Here is a 10,880-nt window from a genome sequence, read left to right as displayed (position 1 = left end):
GTAGCGGGGTACCAGACGACCAGTTCGAGTGGTCGGTTGTTTTGCGCATCGGGCAGGGTGGTGGTCTTAAAGCCGACGAGGTTTTCGGCGGCGAAGGCGGGAGCGGTGAGGCAAATCAGGAACAGGGCGCGTAGAGCGGTTTTCATTGTTGTTATCGTCCTTGAAATGAGCGGCGAAGCATGACCTGAAACAAGCGGTTTTGGTAGAGGGGAGGCGGGACTAGGACGTTACCGACGTATTCCTACTTATTAGTATTACAGATTGCTCTTTCGTGAATTTAGGACGTTGCTATCTTACTTCGGTTAAAAAAGCGTGCGACGGTAGTGCCGTACTTCCTACCGTTGATTAATAAGGTGAGGGTTATGAAAATTCCAATCGAGATGTTGACTTTAATGCTTGGTTTGAATGTTCGTAAGTTCATACTCGTTTTGTTTGCGCTCTTGCTATTTGTGTCTGCTAGTTTGGCGTTGGCTGAAGAGCGATCTTTCACTAAAGATGATACGCCAAGTCCTGTGCTGGTTTTGTCCAATGAGGGTGTTGGATTAGCCAATTTCTACGCGAATTCGTTGGACTTTCCCAGTGGTACTTTGCCTGATCCGAAAGAGTTACTAGAGATCGCGTGGCGTACAACGTACTACCCTGAAAGTGCCAATTCAAAGGTCGAACTCTGTTACTTTCGCCCCTATAGTTCTCAACCTAATTGCGTGGATATCGCTCCTAACTCATCTGGCGTTATCTATGAATTTAATGCCCAGAGTTTCAATCACGGATCACGTGTTGTCATCAAGCATTATGTCTTAGGGGGCACACCACCCTACAGTCGTCCTGCTGGCGTTGATACAGTGACTTTTCGATATAGGTACTAACTCGTAATACCGTGCAAGGGTCACTTATTACGGTGACCTCTGCTTTGATAAATAAAAACGTGCAGTTGGTCAAATTTTAGCCGCCTCTACAGGGTGAATTCTCATGGCAACTATCCACGCTTATTCCTCAGTGCCTAACAATCGCTTGGCTAGCAGTCCGGTTAATGCCGCAACCTCGCCAGCAATGCAGACAACGGCAGACACGGCTGGTGCATCTACCGCTACACACACTGATAGTGCGCCCCACACCGTATCGGTTTTGGCTCGTCAGTTGAGCGAAGCCTCAGTGCGCGCCGACACCCGCACCGCAGAGGCACCCGCCGATCCGCCGGACTCGATCATCGGCGACAGCTACCTCACGGATAAAGCGCAGCATGACGCCGAGGTCCCAGACACCGATCTTCCAGAGCTCCTGGCCCGCGCCCGACAGGCAACCGCCTTCATCAACGGTTCCGACAGCAACCCCTTCAAGGGCTTGGGACGTGATCAGTTGATCCTGATCGCCCATGACGACAGCGGCGCATTCACCACCAACGAACGCCGTGCCGCATGGCAAGAGATGGAATCTACGGCACCCGCCCAGGCGAGCAGCGCGAGTCAGGCATCGATTGACGGCCATGCTCTGATGGTCGCTCGCGTGTTCGGCAACTACGAACCGCCGGTGGCCCAGCCACCATTGACCTCCTACAACCTAACTCAGAGCTCTTATCATTTCCTCAACCGCGATGATCGTGCCGTGATCTCGCAGATGTACGCTTACGCGCAGGCTGAAGGTGCTGATCTGGCCTTCGTCGATGACTTGGCCTGGCAGCTCGGCCATTATCGACATCTCAGCGACGGCGGTCAGCAGCTGAGCCACAACAATGGCTATACCTCGGAGGGTTATCGCATCACCTTCCACTTCAAGGAGCAGGACGCGGCTATTGCCTCGCGCATTCTTAATGGTTCGGCCATCAACAGCACCCGTATCGACCCAGGCTTCTTAAGGCATATTCTGAACCCGGACTACGGATCTCTCTCCAACATCGGCTGAATACCCTTCCTTGAACAGATGGTGCTCAAGTTCTCTGCTGAAGGTGCTTCACAAGCCGCGCTCGGCAGCGAATTCGCCACCTTCAACCGGATCGAAAACAAGGACAACGTCCTGGTCACGACGAACACGGACACCAAACTGCCGCCCTCAAAGGTAGTTGCCACCAACGTTAATGGCGTGTGGAGTTTGACCGAACTGGGTAAGTCCGCTGGCTACACCCTGGACACCGCTACCGGCAAGCTGCACCGACCAACAATGCCTCCAGAGGATGAAGCTCAGCAGGGCTTCATCCTGGAAACCTCTGTTGGTTCCGCGCAGAGTCGCTCCCTTATGGATGCCCTTGCCGACAGCGACGATCCGCCCGCCAAGCGAGCGATCTGGATGAACAATCTGTTCAGCCTGCTTGACTCGCCTGAGTAGCCTTACAAAGCCCAAATTAAATAGCGGGCATGCGGGATTAGGAAAATACCTGCGTATTCCTACTTATTAGTATTACAGAGCTGTCCTTCAATGTTTTAGGAAGTGCGTGGGTTTCTACGGTTAATGAATCGTGCAATGGTAGAAGTGAGATTCTTACAGCTGGATCCATTGGGCTCTTACGTATTAACTCCTCAAGTGATGGTGGCGATTATGAATAGCTCGATAGTGATTCGTTGCTCCGTAAATGCAAACAAGCCTGTGCGTGCCCTTGTTACTGCTCTGCTGGTATTGGCCAGTGGGGTGGTCGTTGCGGAGGAAAGGTCTATTTCAAAGTCTGGGGACCCCAGTCCCGTGTTGGTGTTATCCAATTCCGATACTCATCCGGGTGTAGGGTTTGCGAGTTTCAGTGTTGTTAGCTCGGACTTTCCCCCAGGAACGCTCATTGATCCCAAACAGTTAGTGGAGATTCAATGGAGTACAACGTTTTACCCTGACAGCATCAGGGAGGATGTGAGGCTTTGCTATTCAAGGCCCTTCAGCTCTCAAGAGGATTGCAGGAGAATCACTCCGCGTTCGTCTGGCACAGTGCAGGATTTTAACACTCAGTCGTTTGGTAATGGCTCGCGAGTTAGAATCTATCATGATGTATACGGGGGCACACCTCGCTATACGCGTCCTGCTGGCGTCGATTCAGTCGTATTAAAATATAGCTATTAATCAACTGAAAAGTATTTTGTCCGTTTGGTTTTTTGGCTCTTTTACATGGAAAACAATGATATTAATGATGTGGCAGCGGCGCTGTCCTCCTATTTAGGAAGAGTGATTCATGATATCTATTAATCTTCATGCGTCGTCAGCCACTAATCGTATGGCAACAAGTAGTACTTCCAACTCCGAACCCGTGTTTGCGGTTTCGTCAGATAAAGAAGAGCCCATTGCCGCGTCAACTTCGAACGGTGAAGTTACCAACAGCACCGTCTCAATCCTGGCTCACCAGTTGAGCGAAGCGGCAGCGCGTGCTGAAAAACGCGCGGGCTCGGAGAGCGAAAACCCGTTCCACTCGATTACCGGCGATAACTACATTGCCAACAAAAAACAACACGGTGCAGCGCTTCCCAATACCGATAACCCGGAACTCCTGGCTCGGGCCCGGCAGGCCAACGGCTTCGTCGATGGCACTGACAGCAACCCTTTCAAAGGGCTTGCGCGCGATCAGCTCAGCCTGATTGCTAGGGACGTTGGCGGTGCCTTCACGCTCAATGAGCGACGTTCAGCGTGGGAAGAGTTGCAAGCAACCGCAACCCCAATGGTTGCCAACCCGAAACTGCAACCTGCAAATGGGCGTGATCACCTGATTTCGCGTTTGTACGGGGGGGTTGAACCGCCGGTCGCCAAGCCACCTGCCACCGTCTATAACGGCACTCAAAACCACGCCGATTTCCTCAACCCTGAGGATCGTGCCTTGATCTCGGATATGTACGCTTACGCCGCAGCGGAGGGTGCTGACCTGCGTTTTGTAGATCACGTGGCCATAGCACTCGGTACCTATCGTCATTACAGCGACGGCCTTCAATTCGGGGGGAGTAACGTTCGCTATGACGGGGAAGGGTATCAGGTGACGTTCGATTTCAAGCCAGAGGACGCCGCAATCGCGTCAAGCGTCCTGGAGGGTTCGGCGATCAACAGCACTCGTATCGACCAGGGTTTCTTGCGACACATTCTGGACCCGGCCCAAGGTGCGTTTACAAACATTGGTGGCATACCGTTCCTGGAGAAGATGGTAAAAAAATTCTCTAATGAAGGGGCTGATCAGCCCCCACTCGCCAGCCAGTTCGCCACCTACCACAAAGTCAGGTACGAGGACCATATTGTCCAAACCACCAACAAGGACGTCAGGCTACCGCCCTTCAAGGCACTCACGGATAACGTCAACGGCGTTTGGACCCTCACCGAACACGGCAAGGCAGAAGGCTACACACTGGACAAAACCACTGGCCGGATAAGCAAGCCGGTCGCCTCTTTCGACAGTCAGACGTCACAACGCTCAATCTTGGACGACATTGTCCGCCAATCGCCCAAAAGCTACTTCGCGGACTTTGTTGCCGGTGACCGTGAGGCGTTCGCCATGCGAAGAGTCTGGCCCGGCCATTTTTTCATGCTGATGAAAAACCAATAATTATGAGGACTTGATAAGCGATGCCCTAAGGCACCGCACAGTCCTCATGCCTCAATGAGATTCCAAAGCTGACGATTTCAATAACGCCTACGCGTGCGTCAACCCCGTCAACGTATCCGCAATCGTCTTCGTCCGCTGCGCCGTGCCCTCGGTCGCACGGCTGGACGCTTCCAACGCGTCCAGCATCTCTCGCAATGCGCCCACACCGGTGGACTGGTCTTCGATCTGCTGGGCTACCCGCTGGATCTCACTCGACAGCAGGTCAATATCCACGCCAATTTCCGCCGCATTCTTACGCGTGATTTCCGCCAGCTTGCGCACCTCGTCTGCCACCACTGCAAAGCCCCGGCCCAAGTCGCCCGCGCGCGCCGCTTCAATGGCCGCGTTGAGCGCCAGCAAGTTGGTCTGCCCGGCGATCTGCTGGATTACCTGCACAATCGACTGGATCCGCAAACTCGACCCGGCCAGCGTGCGCGCACCTTCCACCGCCACATCCGCCTGGCTCGACAATCCCTCCACCGTGGCCCCGGCCTGGGCCGATACGCTGTTCTGCTGGTCGATGGTGCTGACCAAGTCATCCATCGACGCGTGCAACTCACCGGAATAATGCTTGAGCTGCGCCGCGATTTCTTCCTGCTGTTGCTCAGCCTGGGCCAGCACCTGGCCCAAGTCCGCCAGGCCTTCGAATACCGGCAGGATATTGTTGTCCAGCCCACGGGTGTTCAGGGTGTTGGAGAAATCATTGTTCTTGAACGCAGCAATCTGCTTGACCACCACATGGTTCAATCCCGCCAGCTTCTTCACCTGCCGCCGTAGGAAAAACGCCTTGAACTCGCCGTAATGAGCGATGAAATTGTCCACATACTCGTCAGTGAAACTTGCGCCCTTGGCCACCCGGAAGAAGAAAATCGCGGTCAGCGTCTGGTTCAGGTTCAGCCCCAGAATCTCCCCAAAGGTCGAGAATCCCGCCAACGGCACATCGCCAAACGTCCCCGCCATGCTGCCCAACTCGGCGCCGTTGTTCAGCCGGCGCAAGATGCAGTCATTCAAAATCCCCGCCACCGGCTGGCCACCCTTGCCGCGCAGGAACTGCTCATAGTCCAGGCGCGTCGCCTCACGCAACGGCGTACGCCGCACCATCACCAACTCCTCGCCCGGCGCCACGTCGCAAAACAACTGCACGATCTGCTGCTCGAAGTCGATACGCGCGATGGACCGCACAAACAACTCACTGCCTACCCGAATCGCAAACGAATAATCCGCCAGCTTCGACTCCAATGCCTGCGGCGCACAATTAAACGCATCACACAGCGCCTGCACCATGCTCTTGATATTGCCGGCGCTGTCGATCACCTGGTCAATCGTGCGGTCCTCCACCGAGGCCGTCAGCACACTGAAGGTCAAATCCGCCGGTTTGAAATTCTGGCTTTTGAACACCCCAAATCGCACCTGCGCCGCCGTCTTCACAAACACAATCTGCGCATGATTCTGATAACTGCGCTGGCCGTCATGAATCAGCGTCTTCTGGAAATCCGACTTACCCCCGGCCGATCCCCCTACAAACAAACACGGAAACCGCCCCGACTCATACAGCGCCTCCATAAAAAACGACTCCGACGCCGACAACCCGTCGAACACCACATACGCCAACGTATCGCGATGATCGATCGGCGTACGCACCTGCACCCGCTTGATATGCCCCACCAACTTGGCAATGCGCTCCTGCATCCCCAACCGCTTACCGCCGCCACGAATGTCCTCACACTCCAGCGGCACCATCACCACCTCGGCCGAGGCGATCAGACTGTCGTCGAACAGCTGCAACACCACCCGGTCCCAGCGCTCGCCGGTGGCGCAATACAGCGAATTGGGCGCATTGCAGAGTTCGCCGGAAGTGGTGCACAGGCTGATGGTGGATTGTGGGAAACGGCGTTTGAGCTTGGCGGCGACCTGATCGATGTCCAGATGCGGCGAGATAAAACCGGTGATCAGAGTAGGGGTGATGCGCAGGGCGGTGAGGGCGGCGTCCAGGTCGTTGGCAGTGCTGGTGAGCGTGGCGGTGCCTTGACGATCGGCCCGGGCTTTTTTTAGAAGGGAGAGTGGGTTCATGTGGTGGACTCGATCGAGTGGTGATGCAGGGGTAGGCATGCGGTTAGTAGGGTTATCGGCAGGTTGGGTGGGGACTGGAGGGTGGGGGATGCGACGGATGGACGCGGGTGTGGGGAGTTTTCCTATTACTGATAGGCAGCTTTCGGCCAATAGCAGACAGATCGTTCTACAGCCTCGGCGCTTTGTATCAGCCAGCAGAGCGCTAGCGCAGAGAGGAAAAATACTGAGTAGGCGGTTTACCCAGTGCTTTCTTGAACATCGTGATGAATGCATTAACAGAGTCATATCCCAGGATGCCCGCTACACGTTGCACGGATACCCCCTCCGCCAAATGACTCAGTGCGATCATCAAATGCAATTGTTGACGCCAGCGTCCGAAGCTCAGCCCGGTCGTGCTTTCTACAAGCCTGGCCAGCGTTCGTTCACTGGTTGCAAGCCGAGTGGCCCACTCGCGCAACGTGGTTCGGTCGCCTGGATCTGAGAAGAGCGTATCCGCGATTTGTTTGATCTTGGGGTGGTCTGATATAGGCAAATGCAGCTCTTTCAGCGGAGCATCGGAAAGCTGCTCAAGCAGCACTGCAACCAGCCGAGCTGTCTTGCCCTCGGAATGGTAAGCAGGTTCCTGTTCAGCGAGATGCAGGATCATCTCCCGAACAAGGGGCGTAATGGCAACCGTGCAGCATTCTTCAGGCATCGCTGCCGCACCGGGCTCAACGAACAGAAAGCAGGTCCGGGCGTTTTCGGTCACTCGGCAACTGTGCGGCGTGCCGCCCGGGATCCATACGGCGTGCTGGGGCGGGACAAGCCAGAGTGCATTTTGAACCTCACAGCTCACTGCGCCATGCAAAGACAGGATCAACTGGCCTTTGCGATGATCATGCGGGCGGGCACCCGAATCATTGAGGTCAGGCGCAACCTTGAGGGCAATCGCTGCCTGGGCGAAAAGGTCTGAATCGAAATCTTCGGGTGAGGAAACGACATTTTTTGAGCTTGGCATAATTTAGGTGTCAGGTGTCTTGATATCTATATTAGACAGTTCTGAAGTTCTCTACAGTTGTCTTCTTTTAAGAGGACAGATAAAGAATATGTCAGATACAAAAAACAAGTGGCATGCCATCGCGCTCGTCGCAGGCATTCTGCTTATCGCTGTGAACCTGCGCGCTCCCTTTACCAGCATCGCGCCCGTTTTGCCGCTGATCCAGAATGATTTTGGCTTTAGCGCCTCAGCTCTAGGCCTGCTTACTTCACTGCCATTACTTGCCTTTGCAGCCTTCTCCCCGCTCAGCGCATCGGTCGCCCGCAGGTTCGGCATCGAGCGCACGCTTTTCGGTGCACTGTTGGTCATTTCAGCGGGCATCCTGCTCCGCTCCGCAGGCAGCGCGTGGGCGTTGTACGCCGGTACGATATTGATAGGCACTGGGATCGCCCTGGGCAACGTGCTGCTGCCCGGCCTGATCAAACGCGACTTCTCAACGAAAATGGCGTCTATGACCGGTGCTTACTCCATCACGATGGGCGCAGCAGGCGCTGTCGGCTCAGCCGTAATAATTCCGCTGACCCAATCATGGGGATGGCCGATTGCCCTGAGTTTGTTGGTCGCAGCCCCGTTGTTGGCGCTGGTGGTGTGGCTGCCGCAGTTGGAAAAACACGAACACGTAAATCTGTCCGGTCCAAGACGAGCGCCAACCGTGGCCGTCTGGCGTTCCCCGCTGGCATGGCAGGTCACACTGTTCATGGGGCTGAACGCGATGCCTTTTTATGTCGCCGTCGGCTGGCTGCCGACTATTCTGATGGACCATGGCATATCCCCGGAGCAAGCAGGCACGGTACACGGCACGCTTCAACTGACCACGGCCATTCCCGGCTTGATTCTGGCGGCCACGCTTCGCCGTCTCAAAGACCAGAAACTGGCAGCCGCTACCGTCAGCCTGTTAACCGCCTCATCCCTGATCGGGCTCATTTACGCGCCAGACTACGCCATGTTGTGGGCCGCGGTCCTGGGCTTCGGCTCTGGTGCCAGCATGATGCTCGGCCTGACCTTCATCGGCTTGCGCACACAAAATGCCGGTGACACGGCGGCACTTTCAGGAATGGCGCAGTGCGTCGGCTACCTGATGGCAGCTGCAGGCCCCTTGCTGCTGGGCCAACTGCACGACTGGACCGGTGGCTGGACAGCACCGCTGCTGATCACAGCTGCAATATCCGTAGCCGGCGCATTCACCGGCATGCTGGCCGGGCGCAACGTTCAACTTGAATCTGCTGAATCATCGTCGCGAACAAGCCCTGCAATCCAGTCAGCGAATGCGCTCACAGCTGGCGATAGAAAGCGCTGATGCGGGTATAGCAGGTGCACAGGAACCGAATCCGGCCGCCAGTCAGCAAGCACTTCGACCAGCCGCCCTTCTCGCAGATGCGAGGAAACCACGTTCTCGGCGAGTTGCACTAGCCCGAAGCCTTCAAGGCACATTTTGATGTAGAGCCCAGTCTCGTTGACAGCCGCTGTGCCGTTCACCGGGACTGAGACCCTTTCGGTGCCACGGGCGAAGCGCATTTCGCTTGCTTGCCTTGCGCGGCCCGAGAAGTAATGGATGGCCCGGTGGTGAGACAAATCTAGCGGAGTTTGCGGAGTACCGTTTTCTTCGAGATAGGCGACAGACGCACAGGTTACCCAGCGAAACCGGCCGAGGGGGCGCGCAACGAGCGTTGAGTCATCGAGCTCACCTGTACGAATAACGCAATCGACACCCTCTTGAACCAGATCAACCTGCCGATCGTTGACGCCTATCATCAGGTAGATATCCGGGTAGCGCCTGTAAAAGTCTTGCAGGTTTGGCATGACGATGAAGTGTGCAATGCCACCGGGCATATCGACACGCAAACGCCCCTGTGGCCGTTTTACGGAATCCGTAAGGCTGGTCTCTGTGTGTTCGATCAGCTCCAATATTTCCCGGCATTGCACCAGATATTGTGCGCCTTCAGAGGTCAGGTTGACCCGCCGCGTTGTTCTGTTCAGCAGGCGCACCTGCAAGTACTTCTCAAGATTTTTAACGCTGCTGGTAACTGTCGAGGCCGGCAGAGAGAGCGTCTGCGCCGCCTGGATAAAGCTTCCTGCTTCAGCCACACGCACGAAAACCTGCATCGCTTGAATACGGTCCATGACTGTTAGCAGCCTCAAAGCAGTGATAGGGGGGAAGTCGTTATTATTCGTAAATATTGAATAATAAAAACAGTTTAACCATCTTTTTCCCGCAGTACCGCATTGCGTACATTGCTTCCAACGAAATTTGAAGAGGTGTACAGAAAATGGCTGAATATAACCGCAGCATTGTGCAGGCCCCGGCCACTCCGGTCGACCGCACCCTTATCCGCGGCGCCACTGTGCTAAGCATGGACGGTGATATCGGCAATCTGGCGCGCGGCGATATCCTTATCGAAGGCAGCACCATCACGGCCATAGGTGAAAACATCGAGGCCGGCGACGCCGTTGTTATCGAGGCATCCGGCATGATTGCCATGCCCGGCATGGTCGATACGCATCGTCACTCCTGGGAAGGCCAACTGCGTCGAATCAATCCGAATGCCGAAACCCTAGAAGACTACTGCAACGCAACGCACTTCTCGTTCGCCAAATACTATCGCCCGGCTGACATGTATATCGGCAATCTGCTGACTGCATTGGGCTGCATCGATGCGGGCATCACGACCGTGGTCGATAACTCGCACAACAGCCGCACCGGCGCTCACTCCGATGCCGCGGTCGAGGCGCTGCTCGATGCTGGTATCCGGTCTGTACACGCCTCCGGTGCGCCAGTTTCCGGTGAGTGGGACAAAGCCCACTGGCCGGGCAACCTGGAGCGTCTCCAGGAAAAATACGTCAATAACGGTGACAACCCGCTGCTCTCGCTGGCGGTGATGGCGCAGCTGGAACCTGAGCTGTGGGCCGAGGCCCGGCGTCTGGGGCTGCCGATCATCACCGAATTTTTTGGCGGGGACATGGCAGCTGAGTTGGAGGGTTTGCATCGCGAGGGCCTGCTGCGCCCCGATAACATCTTCAACCACTGCACCTCGCTGCCGGACGCCGGCTGGAAAATTCTTCGCGAGGCTGGCGTGCGGGTCAACGTATGCCCGCGTTCAGATGCCCACTACGGCATTGAAGATGGAATGTTCGCCATGCAGTCGGCCCAGCGCCACGGCATCAGCCCGGGGCTGAGTGTCGATAACGAAACCTCCTACAGCGGTGACATGTTCATGGAGATGCGGGTGGCGTTCTACCTGC

At 55.8% G+C, this 10,880-nt stretch carries 9 protein-coding genes and 2 pseudogenes; 6 read left to right on the top strand and 5 right to left on the bottom strand.

The window, feature by feature from the left end:
* Positions 1-146 (bottom strand): annotated as a pseudogene (locus G9Q84_RS29485) (dienelactone hydrolase); the annotation flags it as partial.
* A 216-nt stretch (positions 147-362) separates the two neighbouring features.
* Between G9Q84_RS29485 and G9Q84_RS28830 the strand changes: the two are divergent.
* The 4 genes from G9Q84_RS28830 (at position 363) to G9Q84_RS28815 (ending at position 4,495) form a co-directional block, all read left to right on the top strand.
* Positions 363-866: a hypothetical protein gene (locus G9Q84_RS28830; RefSeq protein ID WP_163034998.1), complete on the top strand. Its 504-nt coding sequence runs from the start codon at positions 363-365 to the stop codon at positions 864-866.
* A 271-nt stretch (positions 867-1,137) separates the two neighbouring features.
* Positions 1,138-1,899 (top strand): hypothetical protein, encoded by a 762-nt coding sequence (locus G9Q84_RS28825; RefSeq protein ID WP_181644534.1) that lies wholly within the window; start codon positions 1,138-1,140, stop codon positions 1,897-1,899.
* Between the two features lie 21 nt (positions 1,900-1,920).
* Positions 1,921-2,319, top strand: a complete 399-nt coding sequence (locus tag G9Q84_RS28820; RefSeq protein WP_181644533.1) for a hypothetical protein — start codon at positions 1,921-1,923, stop codon at positions 2,317-2,319.
* A gap of 826 nt (positions 2,320-3,145) precedes the next feature.
* Positions 3,146-4,495 carry a hypothetical protein gene (locus tag G9Q84_RS28815; protein WP_181644532.1) on the top strand — a complete coding sequence of 450 codons (1,350 nt, stop codon included), beginning with the start codon at positions 3,146-3,148 and terminating at the stop codon, positions 4,493-4,495.
* A gap of 87 nt (positions 4,496-4,582) precedes the next feature.
* Here G9Q84_RS28815 and G9Q84_RS30080 read toward each other — a convergent pair whose 3' ends face one another.
* The 3 genes and pseudogenes from G9Q84_RS30080 to G9Q84_RS28805 all read right to left on the bottom strand — a co-directional run bounded on the left by G9Q84_RS30080 (position 4,583) and on the right by G9Q84_RS28805 (position 7,601).
* Positions 4,583-5,077 (bottom strand): methyl-accepting chemotaxis protein, encoded by a 495-nt coding sequence (locus tag G9Q84_RS30080; RefSeq protein WP_256226225.1) that lies wholly within the window; start codon positions 5,075-5,077, stop codon positions 4,583-4,585.
* 372 nt (positions 5,078-5,449) lie between these two features.
* Positions 5,450-6,604 (bottom strand): annotated as a pseudogene (locus tag G9Q84_RS30075) (FIST signal transduction protein); the annotation flags it as partial.
* Between the two features lie 202 nt (positions 6,605-6,806).
* Positions 6,807-7,601: an AraC family transcriptional regulator gene (locus tag G9Q84_RS28805; RefSeq protein ID WP_103692956.1), complete on the bottom strand. Its 795-nt coding sequence runs from the start codon at positions 7,599-7,601 to the stop codon at positions 6,807-6,809.
* 88 nt (positions 7,602-7,689) lie between these two features.
* Here G9Q84_RS28805 and G9Q84_RS28800 point away from each other — a divergent pair, with 88 nt between their 5' ends.
* A complete protein-coding gene (locus G9Q84_RS28800; RefSeq protein WP_181644530.1) occupies positions 7,690-8,937 on the top strand; it encodes an MFS transporter in 1,248 nt (415 codons plus the stop codon).
* On the opposite strand, the gene G9Q84_RS28795 is transcribed toward G9Q84_RS28800, so the two are convergent.
* On the bottom strand, positions 8,850-9,761 hold the full coding sequence (locus tag G9Q84_RS28795) for a LysR family transcriptional regulator (RefSeq protein ID WP_181644529.1): 912 nt from the start codon (positions 9,759-9,761) through the stop codon (positions 8,850-8,852). The genes G9Q84_RS28800 and G9Q84_RS28795 overlap by 88 nt on opposite strands.
* Before the next feature lie 146 nt (positions 9,762-9,907).
* Here G9Q84_RS28795 and G9Q84_RS28790 point away from each other — a divergent pair.
* Positions 9,908-10,880: amidohydrolase family protein (locus G9Q84_RS28790; RefSeq protein ID WP_181644528.1), on the top strand; the 973-nt coding region annotated here is incomplete at its 3' end.

Source organism: Pseudomonas sivasensis (assembly GCF_013778505.1).
Lineage (GTDB): Bacteria > Pseudomonadota > Gammaproteobacteria > Pseudomonadales > Pseudomonadaceae > Aquipseudomonas > Aquipseudomonas sivasensis.
Note: the sequence above shows the minus strand (reverse complement) of the source record. Positions and strands in the feature narration are given on the sequence as shown.